The 24,255-nt window shown below is 48.9% G+C and carries 16 protein-coding genes, 2 CRISPR repeat arrays and 1 other annotated feature; of the genes, 15 read left to right on the forward strand and 1 reads right to left on the reverse strand.

From position 1 onward, the window contains the following. The first annotated feature begins 24 nt into the window (after positions 1-24). From leuS to B2U90_RS10075, 9 genes are all read left to right on the forward strand, one after another. Positions 25-2,511 (forward strand): leucine--tRNA ligase, encoded by a 2,487-nt coding sequence (gene leuS, locus B2U90_RS10035; protein ID WP_113856195.1) that lies wholly within the window; start codon positions 25-27, stop codon positions 2,509-2,511. A gap of 54 nt (positions 2,512-2,565) precedes the next feature. After that, positions 2,566-3,177 (forward strand): NUDIX hydrolase, encoded by a 612-nt coding sequence (locus B2U90_RS10040; protein ID WP_059077324.1) that lies wholly within the window; start codon positions 2,566-2,568, stop codon positions 3,175-3,177. Between the two features lie 440 nt (positions 3,178-3,617). After that, positions 3,618-4,769, forward strand: coding sequence for an acyl-CoA dehydrogenase (locus tag B2U90_RS10045; RefSeq protein WP_059077323.1), 1,152 nt, complete (start codon positions 3,618-3,620; stop codon positions 4,767-4,769). A gap of 70 nt (positions 4,770-4,839) precedes the next feature. Next, complete coding sequence (locus B2U90_RS10050; protein WP_292017696.1) at positions 4,840-5,655, forward strand: electron transfer flavoprotein subunit beta/FixA family protein; 816 nt, start codon at positions 4,840-4,842, stop codon at positions 5,653-5,655. Positions 5,656-5,676: 21 nt separating this feature from the next. Further along, positions 5,677-6,684, forward strand: coding sequence for an electron transfer flavoprotein subunit alpha/FixB family protein (locus tag B2U90_RS10055; protein ID WP_075582160.1), 1,008 nt, complete (start codon positions 5,677-5,679; stop codon positions 6,682-6,684). 181 nt (positions 6,685-6,865) lie between these two features. Then, positions 6,866-7,082 (forward strand) — a binding site (T-box leader). A 38-nt stretch (positions 7,083-7,120) separates the two neighbouring features. Beyond that, a complete protein-coding gene (thrS, locus tag B2U90_RS10060) occupies positions 7,121-9,028 on the forward strand; it encodes a threonine--tRNA ligase (RefSeq protein ID WP_075582161.1) in 1,908 nt (635 codons plus the stop codon). A gap of 154 nt (positions 9,029-9,182) precedes the next feature. Next, entirely contained in the window at positions 9,183-10,049 is an 867-nt protein-coding gene (gene ylqF / locus B2U90_RS10065; protein WP_059077319.1) for a ribosome biogenesis GTPase YlqF, read from the forward strand. Further along, on the forward strand, positions 10,049-10,846 hold the full coding sequence (locus B2U90_RS10070; protein ID WP_170087708.1) for a ribonuclease HII: 798 nt from the start codon (positions 10,049-10,051) through the stop codon (positions 10,844-10,846). The genes ylqF and B2U90_RS10070 overlap by 1 nt, the downstream gene beginning before the upstream one ends. Position 10,847: 1 nt before the next feature. Continuing rightward, on the forward strand, positions 10,848-11,750 hold the full coding sequence (locus B2U90_RS10075; protein ID WP_150824291.1) for an NAD(P)-binding domain-containing protein: 903 nt from the start codon (positions 10,848-10,850) through the stop codon (positions 11,748-11,750). Between the two features lie 72 nt (positions 11,751-11,822). On the opposite strand, the gene B2U90_RS10080 is transcribed toward B2U90_RS10075, so the two are convergent. Further along, on the reverse strand, positions 11,823-12,539 hold the full coding sequence (locus B2U90_RS10080; RefSeq protein WP_292017697.1) for a hypothetical protein: 717 nt from the start codon (positions 12,537-12,539) through the stop codon (positions 11,823-11,825). 561 nt (positions 12,540-13,100) lie between these two features. Then, positions 13,101-13,910: a CRISPR direct-repeat array (repeat unit 28 nt; unit sequence GTTAACTGCCGCACAGGCAGCTTAGAAA). A 202-nt stretch (positions 13,911-14,112) separates the two neighbouring features. On the opposite strand from B2U90_RS10080, the gene cas1f reads away from it, so the two are divergent. The 6 genes from cas1f to cas6f all read left to right on the forward strand — a co-directional run bounded on the left by cas1f (position 14,113) and on the right by cas6f (position 22,422). After that, on the forward strand, positions 14,113-15,090 hold the full coding sequence (cas1f, locus tag B2U90_RS10085; RefSeq protein ID WP_170087730.1) for a type I-F CRISPR-associated endonuclease Cas1f: 978 nt from the start codon (positions 14,113-14,115) through the stop codon (positions 15,088-15,090). After that, positions 15,087-18,446: a type I-F CRISPR-associated helicase Cas3f gene (gene cas3f / locus B2U90_RS10090; protein ID WP_292017698.1), complete on the forward strand. Its 3,360-nt coding sequence runs from the start codon at positions 15,087-15,089 to the stop codon at positions 18,444-18,446. Before cas1f ends, cas3f begins: the two co-directional genes overlap by 4 nt. Before the next feature lie 202 nt (positions 18,447-18,648). Continuing rightward, on the forward strand, positions 18,649-19,848 hold the full coding sequence (locus B2U90_RS10095) for a type I-F CRISPR-associated protein Csy1 (RefSeq protein ID WP_292017699.1): 1,200 nt from the start codon (positions 18,649-18,651) through the stop codon (positions 19,846-19,848). After that, the gene (gene csy2 / locus B2U90_RS10100; RefSeq protein WP_292017700.1) at positions 19,845-20,810 is read left to right on the forward strand and encodes a type I-F CRISPR-associated protein Csy2; all 966 of its coding nucleotides are present in this window, start codon (positions 19,845-19,847) and stop codon (positions 20,808-20,810) included. The genes B2U90_RS10095 and csy2 overlap by 4 nt, the downstream gene beginning before the upstream one ends. 2 nt (positions 20,811-20,812) lie before the next feature. Further along, positions 20,813-21,835, forward strand: a complete 1,023-nt coding sequence (gene csy3 / locus B2U90_RS10105; protein ID WP_059077312.1) for a type I-F CRISPR-associated protein Csy3 — start codon at positions 20,813-20,815, stop codon at positions 21,833-21,835. 5 nt (positions 21,836-21,840) lie between these two features. Beyond that, positions 21,841-22,422, forward strand: a complete 582-nt coding sequence (cas6f, locus tag B2U90_RS10110; protein WP_292017701.1) for a type I-F CRISPR-associated endoribonuclease Cas6/Csy4 — start codon at positions 21,841-21,843, stop codon at positions 22,420-22,422. A gap of 129 nt (positions 22,423-22,551) precedes the next feature. Then, positions 22,552-24,202: a CRISPR direct-repeat array (repeat unit 28 nt; unit sequence GTTAACTGCCGTATAGGCAGCTTAGAAA). The last annotated feature ends 53 nt before the right edge of the window (positions 24,203-24,255 follow it).

Below are 24,255 nucleotides of genomic sequence, written 5' to 3' on the forward strand. Positions count from 1 at the left end.
ATTTGCGACGTGGGGGGTCGAAGAATGGAAAAATATATTCCACAAGAAATAGAAAAGAAATGGCAGAAAATCTGGCTTGATAATAAAGTAGATAAATGCCCGGACGAAAGTGACAAGCCCAAGTACTACGTACTGGAAATGTTCCCGTATCCGTCGGGCAATCTGCATATGGGCCATGTCCGCAACTACGCTATAGGTGACGTCATTGCCCGTTATAGAAGAATGATTGGTTACAACGTCATCCATCCTATGGGATTCGATGCATTCGGCATGCCGGCAGAAAATGCGGCTATCCAGCATAATATCCCGCCTGCAAAATGGACCTATGACAACATAGCCAACATGGAACGGCAGCAGAAATCCCTGGGCCTGTCCTACGACTGGGACCGGGAAGTTGCCACCTGCCATAAAGAATATTATAAATGGACACAGTGGATGTTCGAACTGATGTATAAACGGGGCTTGGCATACCGCAAGGAAGCCAAGGTCAATTGGTGCGAACACTGCCACACCGTCCTTGCCAACGAACAGGCTGAAGGCGGCGTCTGCTGGCGCTGTGACAACCCGGTCGTCAAGAAAGACCTCAAACAGTGGTTCTTCAAGATTACCGATTATGCAGACCGTCTCCTCGACGATCTGGACAAGCTGCCGGGCTGGCCGGAACGGGTCAAGACCATGCAGCGCAACTGGATCGGCCGCAGCGAAGGGGCCAACTTCTTCTTTGACATCCCGGAAATCGGTGAACGTGTAGAATTGTTCTCGACCCGTGTCGATACGATTTTTGGTGCCAGCTTCGTCGTCCTGGCTCCGGAACATCCCTTTGTGGAACGGATCATCAAAGGTAAGCCCAATGAAGCCGAACTGCGCGCCTTCATCGAAAAGATGCGCAATCAGAGCGATATTGAACGTACGTCCGATGACGCCGAAAAGGTTGGCATGTTCACCGGTGCCTATGCCATCAACCCGCTCAACCAGGCCAAGGTGCCTATCTGGATTGCCAACTATGTCCTCGTCGATTATGGTACCGGCGCCGTCATGGGCGTTGCCGGCCACGATCAGCGTGACTTTGAATTCTGCAAGAAATACAATATTCCCATCAAATATGTCATCCAGGATCCGGAAGGCAAGATCGACTACGAACACGATGACATCACCGAAGCCTACACGGGCGAAGGCTACCTCATCAATTCCGGTGAATTCAACGGCCTGTCCATTAAAGAAGGGCAGAAAGCCATTACGAAATGGCTCGTCGATCACGACTATGGTCACGCGACGGTCAACTTCCGTCTCCGCGACTGGCTGATTTCCCGTCAGCGTTACTGGGGTGCTCCGATTCCGGTCGTCTACTGCGAAAAATGCGGCGAACAGCTCGTACCGGAAGACCAGCTCCCGGTCGAACTGCCGGAAGACGTCAAATTTACGGCGGGCGCTACGTCTCCTCTGGAAACGAGCGAAAAATTCCTCCACACGACCTGCCCGAAATGCGGTGGCCCGGCTATCCGCGAAACGGACACGATGGATACCTTCCTGTGCTCGTCGTGGTATCATTTGCGCTATACCGATCCGCGCAACACGGAAATGCCTTTCGATCCGAAGAAAGCCAATTACTGGATGAATGTAGATCAGTACATCGGTGGCATTGAACACGCCATCCTCCATCTGATCTACGCCCGCTTCTTCATGAAAGTCCTGTACGATGCCGGCTATGTTGATAAAGTCGAACCGTACGAACGCCTGCTCACCCAGGGGATGGTACTCCTCGATGGCAGCAAGATGAGTAAATCCAAAGGTAACGTCGTATCGCCGGAAGAAATTGTATCGAAATACGGTGCCGATACGGCCCGCCTGTTCATCCTCTTCGCCGCTCCGCCCGAACGGGATCTGCCCTGGTCGGATACGGGCGTAGAAGGCTCGTACCGCTTCCTGAACCGTGTATGGCGCATCGTCTTCCAGTACATGGATCTGGCGAAAGCCGGCGACGACAGCAGCCGTCCGTACACGGAAGCAGAAAAAGCACTGCGTCTCGTCGAATACACGTCCATCCGCAAAGTAACGGTCGATGTCAAAGGGGCCGATGACCACTATGCACTGAATACGGCGGTCAGCTCCATCATGGAATACGTCAACGCCATGTACAACTACGTGGACAAGAATACGTCCATCCGCAAGGATGTGGCCGTAGAAGTCGTAGAAAATCTGCTCAAGATTCTGGCACCGTTTACACCTCATATCACAGCGGAATTGTGGCAGAAAGTCGGCTTTGAAGGCGATGTCCACAAACAGGATTGGCCGAAAGTCGATGAAAGCGCCCTTCAGGTCGATGAAATCGAACTGCCAATCCAGGTCAACGGCAAAGTACGTGACCGCATCACCGTTCCTGTCGAAATGGGGAAAGACGAACTGAAGGAACTGGCTCTCGCCCGTCCTCACGTCAAGACCTTTACCGATGGCAAGCAGGTTGTCAAATTCATTGTCGTACCGAAGAAAATCATCAATATCGTCGTAAAATAATATAGGAAAAGGGGTGCCGCCGGGCATCCCTTTTTTTGCAGAAGGAGCCGTGTCATGAAAGATAAACTCACTCCCAACCGGACGGTGCATCACCTTACGTCCCTGAATAATACGCCCTGTGCTGTCATCCTGCCAATTCTCACCATTGGCGGGGAAGAACACATACTCTTTGAAGTCCGGAGCAGCAAACTGGCCTGGCAGCCGCGGGATATCTGTTTTCCCGGCGGCCGTATAGAAAAAAGCGATGCCAGCGCCCTCGATGCGGCCATACGGGAAACGATGGAGGAACTGGGGGTATGCCGCGGCGATATAGACATATTGGGCCCCCTAGATTATATTGAATCCATGGCGGGCGTCACTGTCTGGCCTTTTGCGGCCCGGATTCATACGCAGGATTTCACTTTGAGCCGCGGAGAAATAGCGGAAATATTTACGGCCCCCATTTCCTACCTTCGCTCGGTCCGGCCAGAGGAAAAGCATATGGAAATCGCCACCCGTCCCGGAGCTGATTTCCCGGAAGACGTCTTGTACAACAGCTTTCGCGGTGACCGCAGCTGGAAGCGGCGCAAAACATATTCCGTTTATATTTATCGGTATCAGAAGTGGCCCATATGGGGCATTACAGCTCATATCCTGCGACATTTCCTGTCCCTGTACGAGGCATGAGAGGAAAGAGAATAAAGGAAGATGATGCCACATGTATTTGTATCGGCAGGACCACTAGTCTGGTACGGCTATACGTTTTTGTACGGATATACAATATAGCTATATATGGCCTTTAAAAATGTTACTTTATAATTCAAACGTGTATTCATAAATCATTTATAAATATTTTGTAAACTATCGTTTGCAATGATAACTATTCAATCATGAAAAAAAGGAATAAATGCATTGTATAAATAGCGCCTTTTTCTATTGATTAAATACGTGAAAAGTTGTACAATGCAAGTGTAAGAGCTTGCAGGTCGGATACGTTTGCCTTGTTGCAAGCGACGTTCCGTATAGATAGTGTAAAATTTTTGTATTTATGCAGTATCAATGGCAGGAAAGAAGACCTTTTAGTTTTTACGTATACGTAATAGATGTTTAAGGAGAGTGGGAACAGTATGGATTTTAAATTGAATGATCTGCAGAAAGACATCGTTAAAACCGTCCATGATTATTGTGAAAAGAAAATAAAACCGGATATCGGCGAACGCGATCACGCAGGTGATTTTGGCGAAGAACATGTAAAAGCTCTGATGCAGGACATGGGTATTGCCGGTATTTACTATCCTGAAGAATACGGTGGAATGGGCAATGACGGCGGCGATGTACTGACGTATATCCTCTGCGTGGAAGAAATTGCCAAATATGATGCCGGTATGGCAGCAACCGTTTCCGCTTCCATTTCCCTCGGTACCAACCCCATCTGGCAGTATGGTACGGAAGAACAGAAGAAAAAATATCTCGAACCGCTCGTAACGGGTGAAAAACTCGGTGCGTTCTGCCTGACCGAACCGGGTGCCGGCACCGACGCTGCTATGCAGCAGACGACGGCTGTCAAGGATGGCGATCATTACATCCTTAACGGCAACAAGATTTTCATCACCAACGGCGGCAAGGCTGATACGTACATCGTATTTGCCATGACGGATAAATCCAAAGGCACGAAAGGCATTTCCGCCTTTATCGTTGAAAAAGGCTGGGAAGGCTTCACCTTTGGCAAGAAAGAAGACAAACTGGGCATTCATACGTCCCAGACTATGGAACTCATCTTCCAGGATGTCAAAGTTCCGGCAGAAAACCTGCTCGGTGAAGAAGGAAAAGGCTTCATCATCGCTATGCAGACCCTCGACGGCGGCCGTATCGGCATCGCTGCCCAGGCTCTCGGCATCGCTGAATCTGCCCTTGACGACGCTGTCGCCTATTCGAAAGAACGTGTACAGTTCGGTCGTCCGCTCTGCAAATTCCAGAACGTTTCCTTCAAACTGGCTGATATGAAGATGAAGATCGAAGCAGCCCGTCTCCTGGTTTACAAAGCAGCCGAAGCCAAACAGGCCGGCGGCCGCTTCTCTCTGGAAGCTGCCATTGCCAAGAGAATGGCTTCCGATATCGCTATGGAAGTTACGACAGAAGCTGTCCAGATCTTTGGCGGCTATGGCTACACCGAAGATTACCCCGTTGCCCGTCATATGCGCGACGCCAAGATTACGCAGATCTATGAAGGCACCAACGAAGTACAGCTCATGGTTACATCGGGCTTCCTGCTCAAATAACCTATCCTTGTTTATGAGGCAGCCATTAGCGCTGTTGACATAAAAATTATTTTTAGGAGGCAACAGAAATATGGAAATATTGGTATGTGTCAAACAGGTTCCGGACACAGCAGAAGTAAAAATTGATCCCGTAAAACATACCGTCATTCGTGCCGGTGTACCGAACATCTTCAATCCGTTCGACCAGAACGCTTTGGAAGCTGCTCTTCAGTTAAAAGATAACCAGGGCGCAAAGGTAACTTTGCTCTCCATGGGGCCCCCGCAGGCTAAAGACGTTCTCCGTGAAGGTCTGGCTATGGGCGCTGATGAAGCATACCTCCTCACAGACCGCAAAGTCGGCGGTTCCGATACGCTGGCTACAGGTTATTGCCTGGCTCAGGCTGTTAAAAAAGTAGCTGAACTCAAAGGCATCGAACAGTTCGATATCATTCTTTGCGGCAAACAGGCTATTGATGGTGATACGGCACAGGTAGGCCCGCAGATCGCCTGCGAACTCGGCATCCCGCAGATTACCTATGCAGCAGCTATCGAAGTAAACGAAGAAGCTAAATGCGTAAAAGTAAAACAGCAGAACGAAGAAGGCTACATCATTACGGAAGCTAACTTCCCTGTCCTGATTACGGCTGTTAAAGAATTGAACGAACCGCGCTTCCCGACCATCCGTGGCACGATGAAAGCAAAACGTCGCGAAATTCCTGAACTCTCCGCTGATGACGTTAAAGCTGACGAAACCAAAATCGGCCTGAACGGCTCCCCGACGAAAGTTCGTAAGATTTTCACACCGCCTCAGAGAACACAGGGCCTCATCATTCCTGTTGAAGATGACAACGACCAGGCAGCTGTTGATACCTTGATGGAAAAACTGACTGCTCAGAAAATCATTTAATTCTAAGGAGGAAAAGTGAAAATGGATTTAGCAGAATACAAAGGCATTTATGTCATTGCTGAACAATTCGAAGGCAAATTGCGCAACGTATCTTTCGAACTGTTGGGTCAGGCCCGCGTTTTGGCTGACACCATCGGTGACGAAGTTGGCGCTATCTTGATTGGTAAAGATGTAAAACCGCTGGCACAGGAACTGATTGCCCACGGTGCACATAAAGTATATGTATATGACGATCCGAAACTGGAAAACTACAACACGACGGCATATGCAAAAGTCATTTGCGATTTCTTCCATGAAGAAAAACCGAATGTATTCCTCGTAGGCGCTACGAACATCGGCCGTGACCTCGGCCCCCGTATTGCCAACTCCCTCCAGACCGGCCTTACGGCTGACTGCACGGGCCTGGCTGTTGACGACGACGGCAAGACCATCGTTTGGACTCGTCCGGCTCTCGGCGGCAACATCATGGCTGAAATCATTTGCCCGGACAACCGCCCGCAGATGGGTACCGTTCGCCCGAACGTATTCAAAAAACCGGAAGCTGATCCTAATGCCAAAGGTGAAGTTATCGAAAAGACTGCTAACCTCAGCGACGCTGATTTCATGACCAAATTCGTTGAACTCATCAAAATGGGCGGCGAAGGCATCAAAATCGAAGAAGCTGACGTTATCGTATCCGGCGGCCGTGGCATGAATGGTCCTGAACCGTTCACTGGCATGCTGAAAGACCTCGCTGACGTTCTCGGCGGTGCTGTAGGCGCTTCCCGTGCTGCTGTTGACGCTGGCTGGATCGATGCTCTCCATCAGGTAGGCCAGACAGGTAAAACGGTAGGTCCGAAAATCTACATTGCCTGCGGTATTTCCGGTGCTATCCAGCATCTCGCTGGCATGAGTGGTTCTGACTGCGTTATCGCCATCAACAAAGATGAAGATGCTCCTATCTTCAAAGTTTGCGATTATGGTATCGTAGGCGACGCATTCAAGATCGTTCCGCTCCTGACTGCTGCTATCAAAAAAATCAAAGGCTAATAGCTGAGATAGGTAAAGGACTGTAGCATGAAAGCAAAGGCTGTCATGCACAGTCCTTTTTCTGTCTGAGGCAATAACATCAAACCCCAAACATCAAACCCCAAACTTCAAACTTCAAACCCTATTCCCCCTTGACAAGCGGCAAAGGCGGTCGTATAATTTACGCATACCTAGTGATAAGAAAACAGTTTTGACAAGGACATGACTGGTTGTTCGTTTTATACCAGAGAAGGGTACGGTGGTGAGAGTACCCCATAAGACACGACTTTGTTACCGCCTTGGAACTGGCATCCGGAATAGAGTATGGATGTCCGGTCGCACCGTTACCGCGTTCGAGTACAGCAGGTATTGTCTGCTGAACTAGGGTGGAACCACGTGAGTAAGCTCTCGTCCCTTGAGGACGGGAGCTTTTGTATTACAAAGGAGGATGTTTTTTATGGCAGAATTAATTTTGAAAGATGGTAGCAAGAAAGTATTTGCCGATGGCATTTCTCTTGCCGAAGCCGTCAAACAGCTTAGCAACAGCCTGGCAAAAAAAGTATTAGTCGCAAAGGTAAATGGAGAAGTAACAGACCTGCGTGAACCGATTACCGACGGTTCGACTGTTGAATTCCTCACCTTTGACGATCAGGCTGGCAAAGATACCCTTCGCCATACAGCATCCCATGTCATGGCCCAGGCTATCCAGCATCTCTTCCCGGGCGTAAAATTCGCTATTGGCCCGTCCATTGAAAACGGCTTTTACTATGACCTCGATACAGAACACCGCTTCACACAGGAAGATTTCCCGGCAATCGAAGCCGAAATGGCCAAGATCGTCAAAGAAAACTTGCCTCTTACGAAAGAAGTCGTATCCCGTGAAGATGCGCTGAAACTCTTTAAAGAAGCCGGTCAGGATTATAAAGTAGAACTGATCCAGGACCTGCCGGAAGACGCTGAAATTTCCCTCTACCGCCAGGGCGATTTCGTCGATCTCTGTGCCGGCCCCCATACAGCTTCTACGGGCGCTGTTAAAGCCTTCAAGCTGCAGACCGTTGCCGGTGCCTACTGGCGCGGTGACGAACACAACAAGATGCTCCAGCGTATTTACGGTACGGCTTTTGAAAAGAAATCTGACCTCGATGATTACCTCCACATGCTGGAAGAAGCCGAAAAGCGTGATCATCGTAAACTGGGCAAACAGCTCGACTTGTTCAGCTTCCACGAAGAAGGCCCGGGCTTCCCGTTCTTCCACGCCAAAGGCATGGTCCTTCGCAAGACACTGCTCAAACTCTGGTACGAACTCCATGATGAAGCCGAATACGACGAAATCAGTACGCCGACCATCCTGAGCCGTCATCTCTGGGAACAGTCTGGTCACTGGGATCATTACCGGGAAAACATGTATTTCACCACTATTGATGATGAACCGTACGCCATCAAACCGATGAACTGCCCGGGTGGCATCCTCGTCTACAAGAGCAACGTCCACAGCTACCGTGATTTCCCCATGCGGATGGCTGAACTGGGCCTCGTCCATCGTCACGAACTCCACGGTGCCCTCCACGGCCTGTTCCGCGTCCGCTGCTTCACGCAGGATGATGCCCACATCTTCATGCTGCCGAGCCAGATGAAACAGGAAATTTCCGGCGTCATGGATCTCATTGATAAAGCTTACAAGATTTTTGGCCTCGATTATCACGTAGAACTGTCCACCCGTCCGGAAGATTCCATGGGCTCTGATGAAATCTGGGATCTGGCTACGAAGACGCTGCGTGAAGTCATCGAAGAAAAAGGCGTTCCCTTCCAGATTAACGAAGGTGACGGCGCATTCTACGGCCCGAAACTGGACTTCCATGTCAAAGACTCCATCGGCCGTACCTGGCAGTGCGGTACTATCCAGCTGGATATGCTCATGCCGGAACGGTTCGACATGACTTACATCGGCGAAGATGGCCAGAAACATCGTCCGGTCATGGTTCACCGTACCGTCTTCGGTTCAGTCGAACGTTTCCTGGGCATCCTCATTGAAAACTACAACGGTGCCTTCCCCGTATGGCTGGCTCCGGTACAGGTCAAATTACTGCCCATTTCGGACAAACATCTGGCCTATGCCAAGGAACTGCGCAAGAAATTCAAGAAGATGGGTATCCGCGTAGAAGTAGACGAAAGCAATGAAAAAATTGGCTACAAGATCCGCAAGGCCCAGATGGAAAAAGTTCCCTACATGGCTGTCATCGGCGATAAGGAAATGGAAAACAATACCCTCTCCATCCGCGACCGCGCCAAAGGTGATATCGGTGCACAGCCGGTAGACGACTTCATTGCCCATGTACAGGAATTAACGGCAACCCGTAAAGGCTGATCGATACAACGGCATAGGATAGACAAAAACAGGATCCGCTCCACGCGGGTCCTGTTTTTTCGATTATCAGGCAGAGCACGGACCATCTTCGGATAGGTGTTTGACGGTTTTTGCCGAATCCAGTAGAATAGAAGATAGAAAGGTGGTAGTATATATGATTATCAACTGGTTTCCCGGCCATATGGCCAAGGCCCGCCGGCTCATCGAAGACAATCTGAAAGTCATCGACGTCGTCATCGAACTGGTCGATGCCCGGATTCCCATGAGCAGTACCAATCCTATGATTGCAAAGCTCATCGGGCAGAAGCCGTCTCTGGTCGTTCTGAATAAAGCTGATCTGGCCGATCCGGACTGTGTGGCGGAGTGGCTGACTTATTATAAACAGCAGGGCCGCCTCGTGCTGGCTCTCAACAGCAAAGACAGTCGCAGCGTCAAACAGCTCCTCAGCAAGGTACGCCAGCTGGCCGCTCCCAAGCTGGAACGGTGGAAGATGCGGGGGCTCAGGACCCGGTCGGTACGTACCATGATCCTGGGCATTCCTAACGTAGGTAAATCGACACTGATCAATACCCTGGCACACCGGAACGTGGCCAAAGCGGCCGATAAGCCCGGCGAAACCAAGGGCAAGCAATGGGTCCATCTGGGAGACAAGCTGGAACTGCTCGATACGCCGGGCGTGCTCTGGCCGAAACTGGAAAATCAGACCTATGCCTGCCGGCTGGCCGCGACAGGAGCCATTTCCGATACGGTCTTTGACATGGAAACGGTTATCTCCGAACTGATCCGGGAACTGGGTCAGTGGTATCCGGAAGAACTAAAAGGCCGGTTCAAGCTCGATAGCCTGGACGAAGCTCCACTTGCCACGGTCGAAGCCATCGGCCGCAAACGGGGCTGTATCGTATCGGGCGGCACCGTCGATATGGAAAAAACGTACAAGCTCATACTGAAAGAGTTCCGCGAAGGCCGCATTGGTGCCCTGTCCCTCGACCGGGTAGAAGAACTCAGCGGGGAGGATGCGTAATGGAAACGGCAGCCTATAAACTGGCAGAGCTGAAAGCTATGCTGAAAGACGGACAGACCGACATCCCGGCCCTACTGCAGGCTATGAAGGAAGACTCCCGCGTGTCCGTACAAAAAGAAGCCGCCGCCTTTATGCGCCGCAAAGTGCGGGAAGAAAAAGAACGGGAACGGCTGCTTTCTATGTATACCTACGAAACCAGATTTTATAATGAAAACATCTATCACGTGGCCGGCATTGACGAAGCGGGGCGGGGACCCGTCGCAGGACCGGTTATGATCGCTGCCGTCATCCTGCCTCCCTTCTGGGAATGTCCCGGCCTGAATGACAGCAAAAAAGTACCGCCGGCCAAACGGGAACGGCTCTACGACAAAATCATGGCCGAAGCCGTCGCCGTCTCGTGCATCGCCAAATCGGAAAAAGAAATTGATGACCTTGATATCTATCACGCGACCCAACAGGGCATGTACGATGCCGTCCGGACCCTGTCCGTCCCGGCAGAAGCCGTCCTGGTCGATGCCATGCCTCTGCCGGCCCTTACGGTGACCCATCAGTCCCTGGTCCACGGCGATGCCCTCAGCGCATCTATCGCGGCGGCATCGATTATTGCCAAGGTGACCCGGGACCGGCTCATGGAACAGTACGACAAGACTTACCCGGAATACGGTTTTGCCGTGCACAAAGGCTATCTGACCAGACTACACAAAGAGGCCATCGAAACCTACGGGCCCTGCCCGATTCACCGGCGTAGTTTTGAACCCATACGGACGATGACTCACTTTCACAGAGGAGATGAATGATATGAAACGAATCGGATTTATCGGACTGGGCATCATGGGTGTCCCCATGGTCCGCAACCTGTGCAAGGCAGGGATGGATGTCACAATCATAGACAATGGACACGGCAACCAGAAAGCCATAGCGGAACTAAAACAGCAAGGGGTCCACACGGCACTGACGGGCAGGGAAACGGCCCGGAATCAGGATGTGGTCATCACCATGCTCCCCAGCGGGCGCATTGTAAAAGATGTCCTCACCGGTCCCGACGGCGTACTGGCCGGCATCCGCCCCGGTACGGTCCTCATCGACTCCAGCTCGGTGGCTCCAGTCGAATCGCAGGAATTTGCCGCCCTAGCACAAAAAGCCGGCTGTCCCTTCCTCGATGCACCCGTAAGTGGTGGCGAACCCGGTGCCATAGCCGGCACGCTGGCTTTCATGATTGGCGGCGACGAAATGGTAGCAGAAGGGGTCCGGGACGTCTTTCTGGCCATGGGCTCATCGGCCGTCGTAACAGGACCTAACGGGGCCGGATCGGTGACGAAACTGTGCAATCAGATCATGTGTTTCATCAATATCGCTGCCGTCTCCGAAGCCCTGGTGCTGGCCCAGAAAGCCGGTGCGGATCCTAAGAAAGTGTATGAAGCTGTGCGGGGTGGTCTGGCTGGCAGTGCCATACTGGAACAAAAAGCAGCCCGTATCTATGGCCGCGATTTTGCTCCCGGCGGATTCCTGGAAAGTCAGATGAAAGATATCAATCACGTCATGGAAACGGCACAGGAACTGGACGTCCCCCTGCTGCTGGCACCAATCGTACAGCAGATTACCCAGAGCCTCATGCAGGAAGGCCGCGGCCGGGAAGACAACAGCTGCATGGTGACCTTCTATGAAAAACTGGCCGGTATAACCGTACAGACAAAAGAATAAGAAAAAGGGACTGGGCATGACAGCATACTTCTGTGAAATATGCGTTCTTATCCAGTCCCTTTTCCGTAACACTCAGGAAAGCCCCCGTATATACGCTTCAGCCTTGCTGACCGACACGACGTCGATCCAGCCGGTCTTTATCAGGTGCCGGCAGATGCCAAAGACGATGCCGTGGCCTGTGATGAAGTGCTGGAGTTCACTCAGCCGCGCTTCCCATCCCGGAACAGAGCGATACCCCTCTATAGCTTGATCCAGCAGATTGTTTCCAGGCCATCCTTCACGGAAATAGCTGTGGATGAATAAGAACAGATCGAGGACGCGGCCATCGATATGGAAGAATTTCATTTCATTTTCCCAGTCGAGAAAGGTAATCGAACGGGTAGCGGGATTCCATGCAATATCGCGCAGGGCGGGCCGGCCATGATGCAGTCCGTATGAATGGAGCTGGGCCAGGGCCACTCCTGCCTTGTGATAGGCTTCGGCCGCGTCCTGCGGATATTCCTTTACGATGCGCTGCAGCGGCCGGCCGCTGGCTTTCATGACGAAATAATCGGGACCCAGGAAGACGATGGCCGGCGCCAGAGGAATCCGGCTGTTCACCAGTCCGATTTTATAGACCTCCGTCAGATAGGCCGTGTGCGCGTTCTGCTTGGCAAAGCGGTTGCGCCCGTTGGACAGGCTGCGCTTGATAAAATACGATGTATCCTGATAGGTAAAAGACAGAACCCGCTTCTTCGGCTGTTTATCCATGGCCATACGGGCAGCTTTTTCCATTTCCCTGTCATACATAGTGGTACCTCCATCCCAAAAAAGAGAACTGTATCTATTTTACATGATTTTTACAAAGAAGCAAAGAACTGGCCAGATTTTTCTATCGATTTCCGGGATAGTGCAAAATAGTTCTCGGTAAGACTTGCCAAAAAGAAAGAAGACCCTGATGATAATGAGAGGCCATTGCACCGATTTCATTATTATCAGGGTCTTCTATGAAAACTATTGTAGCAGAAATCACCAGAACAATAAAGAACCCCGATATAGTTATTAAACGGGATATGGCTATGAGGCATTTCAGGAACTGGCAGCAGAGGGCAAATGGCATGAGCACCAGCGGGATGTATATCATACACACCGCAAGGTGAAAGAACGGCTGCATTTTACCGCACCAAAGGTAAAGTGATGAAGCGAGTCCCTATATAGCTTCATAAAGGCGTGCATTAAAGGAAAGACTGAAAACTTCTTGACACTAACCTTGTAAATCAAGGCTTTTGACAAGCGTATAAAATTTTGGTTAAATAAGAGTAACTTGATGCAAGCTTAGATAGAATCAGGATATTCGCACAAAAGAATACTGTTAACTGCCGCACAGGCAGCTTAGAAATCGGCGGCTCGTCTGATTTCACGCTGGATGATGTTAACTGCCGCACAGGCAGCTTAGAAAATCGTCCTCTACGATGCCGGCTTTCTCTAAAAGTTAACTGCCGCACAGGCAGCTTAGAAAATTATCTTTCCATGCCGACTTTGCGATTTTATCGTTAACTGCCGCACAGGCAGCTTAGAAAGGAAGCCGTTAGGCCAGATAAAACAGTTCGGCGTTAACTGCCGCACAGGCAGCTTAGAAATTTCCAAATATTATGCTATCCCATCGCCTATTGTTAACTGCCGCACAGGCAGCTTAGAAATGGATAACCGGGGATCATTCCAACAGCTGACAGTTAACTGCCGCACAGGCAGCTTAGAAATATACGCCTGTATAACAATACATCTTTTGATGGTTAACTGCCGCACAGGCAGCTTAGAAAAGTAGCGTCTGCCGCCATCAACACGTCGCGTAGTTAACTGCCGCACAGGCAGCTTAGAAATTTATCTATGATGCGGTTCACAACTGGTGGGAGTTAACTGCCGCACAGGCAGCTTAGAAAGTAATCGCAATCCCCCCGGGAAATTGTAAAATGTTAACTGCCGCACAGGCAGCTTAGAAATTTGGTATTCATCAAAAAATTTATAATTAAATCGTTAACTGCCGCACAGGCAGCTTAGAAAAAACGCGCCCTGATAGGTTGTTGCCACCATAGGTTAACTGCCGCACAGGCAGCTTAGAAATTTTTTCGTTTAGGCTCTCTCTGTTATCTATGGTTAACTGCCGCACAGGCAGCTTAGAAAGTTATCGATGGCAATTAATTTTGTGCTATTGCAAACCAAGTTTTGTATGGTAGGGGCGTGCCTGCTATGGTCATGTGGAAATACCCTAGGATGTGTTATCTGGGACAGTTCCTATGCACAAGAACGCTGGCTGTGTGTGATTTTTATGGCACTTTTGAAATGTAATGAACGAATTATTATACGAAATAATGAAGGTGATGTCATGACAAAAGCAGAAATTGAAGCATCGAGTTTAAAAGTTATTCTACATTCCAAAAGGGCCAATATCTATTACCTGGAAAAGTGCCGAGTCATGCAGAAAGATGGACGTGTACTTTATCTGACAGAAGGGAAGCGGGAAAATCAGTACTGGAATATACCGATTGCTAATACGACGGTGCTGCTGTTGGGAACAGGTACATCCATCACGCAGGCCGCTATGCGGATGTTAGCTATGGCGGGCGTCCTGGTCGGGTTTTGCGGCAATGGGGGAACGCCGTTGCTTTCCGGTGTGGAAATCGAATGGCTCAGCCCTCAGAGCGAATACCGGCCAACGGAATATGTGCAGGGATGGCTCTCCTTTTGGTTCCAGGCAGAGAAGCGGTTAGCGGCAGCGAAAGAGTTCCAATTGAAGCGATGCCAGTTCATCGAGCGGGTCTGGCAGAAGGACCGGGACTTGCAGAGCTGGGGTTTTTATGCAGATGACGATGAAATCGAATCAGCCATGCATCGATTCCACCGGGTGATTCGACAATCTGTGAATATCCAACAGCTGCTGGCAGGCGAGGCAGTCTTTACGAAAGCACTTTATAAATATGCGAGTGGATGTGTCAATAGGACGGATTTTGTTCGCCTTCATGATGCCCCTGCGGGTGACAAGGCCAATATCTTCCTGAATCATGGTAATTACTTGGCCTATGGCTTGGCTGCGGTCACCCTATGGGTCTTGGGGATACCACATGGCTTTGCCGTCATGCACGGGAAGACGCGGCGCGGTGCCCTGGTCTTCGATGTTGCAGATCTCGTAAAAGATGCCATTGTCCTGCCGGGCGCATTCATCTGCGCCGAAGATGATCTTCGAGATCAGGAATTTCGTTCGTATTGCCTGCAGAAATTCACGGAACACAAGGTTCTTGACTTTTTGTTTGACGAAGTGAAGCGCGTAAGTCAGCTGTGGGGAAAGGAGGGACCTGTATCATGATGGTACTGTTTACTAGCCGCAGTGAAAAGAAAGCCTTGTTGACGGTTCGCCGTATATTGGATCAATTTGCAGACCGCATCGGCAATGATACGTGGCAGACCATTATGACCCAGGAAGGCGTACAGGAAGTCAGGACGCTCTTGCGCCGGAGTGCGACGAAAAGTACGGCAGTGTCTTGTCGATGGATCCGCTCGCGCAATCGCAGCCAGCTTCTCTGGGTAGTAGGGAACCGCGATAAATTCAATGAAGATGGAAGGGTGCCTGTCAATACAACGCGAAAAAATATCCTGCACAAGGAATGGGAAGGCGGTTGGCCGTATTTGTCTGTGCTCAAAGCACTGGTATCTGTGGCAGCACTTTTTCACGATTGGGGCAAAGCCTCGGATCACTTCCAGCAAAAACTCCGGTCGTCATCGATGGAGAAAGACCCGTATCGTCATGAGTGGGTTTCTTGTCAATTGTTAGCAGCTATAGCAAATATCAGTGGAGACACGCAGAATGATGATGCCTGGATACGCCTTTTTTTGGAGGGAAAGCTGAAAAAGACGACCTTGAAGAATGAGATGAAGAAACAGGGCGAACAGGCACATTCATTGCCGAGTATGCCGCCCATCATGCGTATAATCGCTTGGCTCATCCTGTCCCATCACCGTATGCCCGTGACGCGGAATGATATGGAGTGTAAAATGTGTGCAGAGAAGCCGCCCCTGTCGCTGGAAGGGCTTTTTTCGGCCGTCAAAGCTGGATGGGGGTATGAAGGCGTCATTCCAGAAAAGAGAAATTCCTGTTTTTCCTTTTCGAAAGGGTTCTTGCTGGATGATGATTGGAATAAAGCGATCAAAAAGTGGCTGGCACGGCTGCTTCGGGAAAAAGCACAGTTGCAGCAGCTATGCTTGGAAGCGAACTCAGCTCTGCGTCCACTTCTTTTATATGCGCGGGAAGCCTTGATGCTGGCAGATCATTTCGTTTCTTCCCAGAAGTGTCAGACAGATGTACCGGTCGATGAGCAGAAGAAGGTTTTATATGCCAATACGGATGGAGATAAGCTCTGTGATAAACTATCCTCCCATTTGATTCGGGTGGCTGCGCAAGCTGTCAATATCGCGCACCAGTTGCCACTCTTTGCCAGTGAGATGGATGTGGCTGATACCGTGCGCTTCACACCTGCGAAGGCACCCTATCAGTGGCAGGACAAGGCAGTCCGCAAAATCCAATCGACCAAACAGGATGGGATAGAACAAGCTTGGTTTATCTTGAATATGGCAAGTACAGGCTGCGGCAAGACCACGGCCAATGCCAAATTGATGCAGGCCTTGTCACCAGATGGCAAGACTATGCGATATACGTTAGCTCTGGGGCTGCGCTCGTTGACACTCCAGACGGGTAGTGAATATCGGGAACGTATGCATTTGACAAAAGATGAATTGGCCGTAATCATTGGGTCTCAGGCCATTGCAGAACTGTATCACCAGAAACAGAAAGTGGATGATGCGGATCCGGGGAAAGAATCATCTCGTTGCGAAATCGGCGGATCTGGGGAAGAAGAACTCCTGGAAGACATGATTTCTTTTGAAGATAATTTCACGCATGAGCAGTTGAAGTATCTGGATATTTACCTGGATGGGCGTAAGAATCCGCAGGCGAAGAAAAATGGTGCTTTCCTGTTCAAACCCATACTTGTTGCGACCATCGATCAGATTATCCGTGCGACAGAGGTGACGCGCGGCGGAAAAGGCTTGCTGCCTTTCCTTCGGATGATGTCATCGGATCTCGTCATCGATGAAGTAGATGATTTCTCGCCGGAAGATTTGACAGCCGTCGCCCGGCTCGTCCATTTAGCGGGCATGCTCGGACGCAATGTCATCCTGTCTTCTGCAACGATTCCACCGGACTTGGCACAAGGGCTGTATCAAGCCTATCAGGATGGCCTGTGCAGCTACAATGCATTCTCGAATCGCGCCAAGACGATAAACGCTGTCTGGGTCGATGAATTCCGTTCTGCATCCGCTGTGATACCACTGCAGCAGTCAAAGCAGTACGGGTTTGCTCATGAGAAATTTGTTGAGCAACGCGTCAAAAATTTACAGATGCAGGTCGTAAAGCGGAAGGCGTTCGTGATTCCTTGCCAGCCGCAGACAACGAAAGAAACATCATGGCAATCGTATGTTGCAGCAGCTAAGCAAGCCGTCCTGCAACTGCATGACGCTCATCATGTAGTAGATGAGAAGACGGGCAAGAAAGTATCTTTTGGTCTCATGCGATTTGCGAATATCAATCCATGCGTCAATATGACACTTTCCCTGTTGTCGGCTGATTGGCCGGAGGATACAGCAGTTTTCATTATGTGTTATCATAGTCGCCAGGTTTTGCTGCTTCGCCATGAGCAGGAAGTGTATCTTGACCATGTCTTGCGCCGCAAGCAAGAACGCGGCGCAAAGGTGACATTTCAAGATGTTGTCCTTCGCCGCCATTTGGACCATGGCCAGATGAAGCGGTGTATTTTCTTGGTGGTGGCTACTCCAGTAGAAGAAATCGGACGCGACCATGATTTTGATTGGGCTGTCGTAGAACCTTCTTCATATCGCTCGATTATTCAGCTGGCAGGGCGCGTCCATCGTCACCGTCCGTGTCTGCAAGATGTATCGGTCCCGAATATCGGTGTCATGGAATTTAATTGGAGGGGGATGGTTGATTCTGGGAGGAACGCTGTCTTTTGCAGACCGGGCTTCGAAAAAAATCCGGATTATTTGTTGGATAGTCATGATATGAACGATCTGATTCCAGATGATAATTGGAACCATATCGATGCCATTCCCCGTGTACAGATTCCAAAACCGCTTCGTCCACATTCGAGGCTGATCGATTTGGAGCATCAGAGACTGGCGGACTGGCGTAGACTCGATGACGAATATCCGGACCAAGTGGGTGGTTGGCAGCAGACTGGCTGGTGGATGACGGGCCAAGCACAGTATCTGTGCCCGTTCCGTGCAGGTGTTCCTGATAGAGACCTGTGCTATCGATACGATGCGAGCAAGGGAATGCTGGGCTTTTACGAAAGAAACAGCGGCGAATACGTGCTTTGCGGGGATATGTACAATTTGAAACCATATCCCAAGGAGAAACTAGATGCGCATAGGGAGCGCTTTTGGCTGCCACGTGATTATATGGCGTCGCTTCAGGCTCAAGTTGCCAGAAAATCGTATGACGATGAAGACGAGGAAGAGGTTCTGCAGCGGATATCAGAACGATACGGTCAGCTGACTCTTCCGGCCTATGCAGATGAATCCGGCAGGACATACTGGTATGATGACCAGCTTGGAGCGTTCCATACCTTATTGAATGAAAGAAAGGGATAGTCAGTCGAATCTGTTTCTGCTATAATGAATTTGATAATATCTGCCGCACAGGCAGCTTAGTAAATATTTAAATCCTGAGGAAGCATAATCTGCCGTATAGGCAGCTCATATGATTTTTCTTTAGGATTGTATTAATAAATCCATATTAAAATCTTGAGGAAATTAAAAAATGTGGTATAATAAAAATAAAGGAGGGATAAATATGGGATCCATAGCAACTTACATCACCGATAAAGCGGCAAAGAAAGAACAGACCCCGGCAGAGTGGATACAAAAGAATCTACAGAATTTAGAGCGCTGTAGAACTGTATCACATATTGCTCGCTATACCAATCCGGATGTTGCCATCAGCGTACACGATACGAGTCAGCCTGTTGGCCAGGGATATTTGACAACAACCGACATGACAGCCGAAGATGATTTGATCGTGAATGGCGGTGCCGCCTATATGGCGTTTGCTTCATTCTTGGTAGGAAAATTCTCTCAAAAAGAAACGGCAGAAGAGCAAAAAGCAGATCTTGCGGCAAAGACGGCATGGCAATACTTCCGTGAAGATTCACCGTTCATTCGCAAAGAGATTGAATCTTTGGGGGTTGAGTATGAACCGCTGCGAGAGAAAATCCTTAAGATTCGGCCACAGGAAGTGCCACAGATGACGGATACTCGTTTGCGGCAAGTGTACTTTCCGACAGGTGAAGATGACTATCATTTGTTGACAGTCATCCCGCCCGTGTCGATGATGTTTTCTTTAACGGAGCAGGTTGAAACTGCATCACGCTCACAGAGAAGGTGCCGTGATAAAAAGTCAGAACATTATGGAGAATCATATTTCATATTTCCGGATATCACACGTGCTGCATTTGGGGGATCACAGCCGCAAAACATGAGTTGTCGGAATACATCCCTTGGAGTAGATATTTTGCCTTCACAACCACCAATACTTAGTGGACGCAAAATAAAGTTGCCGAAGAGAAATTTCTTCTCTGATTCGCTTTATTGGCGCAGATTCAGTGACACGTTATCTGATCTCGATGCTCTCTTTCGCGATCAGCGTCACAATCTTGCAATGCGAAAGCGGCGGGAGGATATTATCCTGGATTTTGTTGAAGCTATTTTGTACGAAGCAAATCGTCTGCAGATCCTTCCTGCTGGATGGAGCAAGGAAACCGAGCTGTCAGATGAGCAGGCAACTTGGCTGGATGAAGCCTATGGAAGACAGCGGCAAGCCGATACGGATTGGATTTGGCCGGTTTGCTTGGATTTTTCTCGCTGGCTCGTAAATGCCTACGGGAGGTTCTGTCGCATAGAGAAGCGGAAAGAGATTTCGCTTTCGAATGCAGAGCTGCACTCCTTTGCATCGACGTTGGAGAGCGTCCTGAAGCAGGAGGTGAGAGAAGGATGAATAGAATCAAAACGTATTTGCTGTTGCGGCAGGTCAAGATTCATAATGCGAATGCATTCAGCAGCCCTCTCACGATTGGCTTCCCCGCCATGACAGCGTGGTTAGGTGCCATGCACGCGCTTGAAAGAAAGCTTCGTCAGCATGAAGCGCTGTCAGGCATTCGCTTGAAGAAATTGGCTGTCTCCTGTCATGACTTTGATTTACAGACCTATAAGGGACCAGGTGACTATGTGAACTCAGTGATTATCACTGCGAATCCCTTGCGAAAAAAAGGTGCTTCCTTTGAGCGGCCACCATTTATTGAAGAAGCGAGAGTCCATTTGAATGTGTCACTTCTTATCGAAATCGATGGGCTCATGCCGGGCGACTTTCCGATTTTTGAGGAGAAGGTTAAAGAGGCTTTGGAGAGGATGAAGATTGCCGGCGGAGATGTCCTTGGTTTTTCGCCGATACAAGACGCTATAAATTTAACTTCGACGCGCCACTCCAGAATCCTCTTGGTGGATGAAAAAAATGAGGAAGACAAACGTCGTGCCATTCGCAGTCTCATGCCGGGATATGTCCTAATAGAGCGTCGCCAGTTGTTGCAACAAAGACAGGAAGAACTCAATCATCAAGATACCCTGCAGGCGATGCTGGATTTGCTGGCTCTGCACTATGAATACGATGACGAACACGATACATGGAATGTACAGCCGCGCAAGGAAAAAGGCTGGTTGGTGCCGATTGTTACAGGATTTAAAGGGCTGACACCACTTGGCCACGTTGCGAATCAGCGCGATGCGAGTACGTTGCATCGCTTTGCAGAACCTGTGCTGACCCTCGGCGAGTTCAAGATGGCACATCGGTTTGATTGTGTGGATGATATGATGTGGCAGTACCATTATGATGAGGATAAAGGTTTATACGTCTGTGTGAATGAGCAGATGGAATCAGATGAAGAGGCTAAAGGAGAGGATTAATCATGGCAAAATCAAGCACGAAAGGGTTAGCAACCGTACTATCTTTTGAGAAAAAAATCGTTCTCTCAGATGGTTTGATGTATGGGACAACTTGGGAAAATCGGCAGACACAAGCGACCGCCCTGCCGTTGCATGAAAAATCTGTTCGCGGCACGATTTCCAATCGCCTGAAATCGGCAGTTGCCAATGATCCTGCAAAGCTCAATGCAGAAGTCGAAAAGCCGAATCTGCAGACTGTTGATGCAGCATCGTTGACCATGGAACAGGATACGCTAAAGGTCACTTTTACGATGAAAGTCCTGCCGGGTGCAGCTGTTCCCGCAGCCTGCAATGTGGAAAACCACAAGGAAGAAATCTTGAAAATGGGGAAGCGCTATGTTGAGCAATATGGATTTGGCGAATTAGCCAAACGATATGCTTTGAATCTTGCTAACGGGCGATTTCTTTGGAGAAATCGCGTCGGCGCAGAAGAATTGGAAGTGCAGGTAAAATCTGGAAATACGCAGTGGCTGTTTCATTCATATGATTATTCCCTGAAGGATTTTGATCATGTTGACGAAAAGGTTGAAGCCTTATCGGAACAGCTTGAGTCGGCACTGGATGGTAAGCTTCCGTACTTGCTGTTGGAAGTCACGGCGTTTGCTAAGATTGGCAAGGGACAGGAAGTCTATCCAAGTGAAGAGCTCATTCTTGACAAAGGGAAAGGTAAGAAGAGCAAAGTGTTATATGAAGTGAACGGTACGGCAGCAATGCATTCTCAGAAGCTCGGCAATGCAATTCGCACGATTGATACCTGGTATAACGAATATGAAACGGGAAACGGTGTAGGTCCCATTTCTGTAGAACCATATGGGGCTGTGACGAATCTTGGCAAGGCGTTCCGCAATCCAAAAGAAAAATGCGATTTTTATACGCTGTTTGATAAGTATTCACTGGGTGCTGATTTTGACAGTCCGGAAGCTGCTCATTACGTCATGGCTATGCTGATTCGCGGCGGCGTATTTGGCGCAAGCGGAAAGGAATGATAGGTATGTGGTTCTTCCAAGATATTATATTACAGCTCACAGAAGACATATCCGCTTCCTTCCTTTGGTCCAGAGTCTTCCGGCAAGTTCATTTGGCACTTGTCAACAGCAAGGATGAACAGGGGATAATCCGATGTGGTGTCGCCTTTCCTGAGTATTCCGAGGAGAATCTGACACTGGGTCATCGACTTCGTTTGCTCGCTCCAGAAGAATCAGATCTGCAGCGTTTGAATCTGACCGATGCACTGATGCGTTTTGTCCCAGATTACGTGAAGATTACGACAATCCGTCAGGTCCCTATCAGAAAATGTAAGGGATACGTGACATACAGCCGATATCAGCCGGAAGCTACGGTTATGCAGAAAGCTAGACGCTATGCAAAGCGACACGGTATTTCAATAGAAGAAGCGCAAAAACTTTTTCCCACGGCTGTCAGTAAGAATCGCTACCCGTATATCCAGCTGGAGAGCATGACCAATCACCATTGTTTCAGCCTGTTCATCCAGAAACAGGAAGCTGTAGAGCAGCCATGCAACGGTTTTTCTGCCTATGGATTCAGCAAGAAATCGTCTGTTCCTGATTTCTGACCAAAGTTTTTACTATGTATCGGAAAGCCTTGTAAATCAAGGGTTTTGACAAGCGCATAAAATTTTGGTTAAATAAGAGTAGACTGATGCAAGCTTAGGTAGCATCAGGATATTCGCATAAAAGCCTACGTTAACTGCCGTATAGGCAGCTTAGAAAATATGCTCCATATTTGCTTGCTATCCGCTGTCGTTAACTGCCGTATAGGCAGCTTAGAAAGGTTGATTTTGATAATTCCAAAAGGCGTTTCTGTTAACTGCCGTATAGGCAGCTTAGAAAATTATCCCATTTTACACATATATTAACTGGAAGTTAACTGCCGTATAGGCAGCTTAGAAATACACGGATAAAAAGATAGCAGACTTGTTTTTGTTAACTGCCGTATAGGCAGCTTAGAAATAAATGGAGCAGGGCAGCTATGGATTTGAGTCGTTAACTGCCGTATAGGCAGCTTAGAAAAGATACACAAGAAGATATTCCTTGTCCGGTACGTTAACTGCCGTATAGGCAGCTTAGAAAATACAGGTTGTCTGCAACGTGGACCTGTTCGGGTTAACTGCCGTATAGGCAGCTTAGAAATCTATGGGTGTCAACATGGCACTCTGCCAGATTGTTAACTGCCGTATAGGCAGCTTAGAAAAAGTACGGCAACGATGTGCCGATGACCACATAGTTAACTGCCGTATAGGCAGCTTAGAAAACCAGTCGTTCGCATTCTTCGTACTTCAAATCGTTAACTGCCGTATAGGCAGCTTAGAAATTAATTGAGAACTTCCTATTTTCGTTTTTAACAGTTAACTGCCGTATAGGCAGCTTAGAAAATAATATCGTGTAAATGCTTTACGCTTGCTTTGTTAACTGCCGTATAGGCAGCTTAGAAAAGGACTTTTAGACATATGTCGCAATATATGCCGTTAACTGCCGTATAGGCAGCTTAGAAAGGCAGGTTTTGATAATTCCAAAAGGCGTTTTTGTTAACTGCCGTATAGGCAGCTTAGAAAAGTTGCAGCCGTCCATGTCGTGAGCATCTAGCGTTAACTGCCGTATAGGCAGCTTAGAAATTTAGTCATGACATACAATTAGTCGGGTATCTGTTAACTGCCGTATAGGCAGCTTAGAAAGGTACAGTACCAATTGCAGTATCAGCAGTTCAGTTAACTGCCGTATAGGCAGCTTAGAAATTCTACGGGAGGCTGAAAAGATGTGAGGAGCAGTTAACTGCCGTATAGGCAGCTTAGAAATACGGAAGATAACTGGCTTAGAATGATATATAGTTAACTGCCGTATAGGCAGCTTAGAAAAGCTAAAGCACTCCCTAGTTTCAACGCCCGTTGTTAACTGCCGTATAGGCAGCTTAGAAATAGCGGCCTTTTATTAACAGCACGTATCACTAGTTAACTGCCGTATAGGCAGCTTAGAAAGGCAAAATACCACTTTCTGGCCGTTACATAACGTTAACTGCCGTATAGGCAGCTTAGAAAAAAACTGTTTTTAGACCATCTGTTTTTAGCGAGTTAACTGCCGTATAGGCAGCTTAGAAATATATGTGGTATTCCATCCAAAAAGTATAAATGTTAACTGCCGTATAGGCAGCTTAGAAAATCAGCATGTCATATCGTAGAACGGCTTGTACGTTAACTGCCGTATAGGCAGCTTAGAAAAAAAAAATACGCCCCTGCCGATGACAGAAGCGTGTTAACTGCCGTATAGGCAGCTTAGAAAACTCGTCGAAAAAGCCCCGCCCCAGAAAAAACGTTAACTGCCGTATAGGCAGCTTAGAAAAAACCGTGCATGATCGGACGGGGGTATCCATCGTTAACTGCCGTATAGGCAGC

This window comes from Megasphaera sp. UBA4233 (assembly GCF_002395615.1).
GTDB lineage: Bacteria > Bacillota > Negativicutes > Veillonellales > Megasphaeraceae > Megasphaera > Megasphaera hexanoica.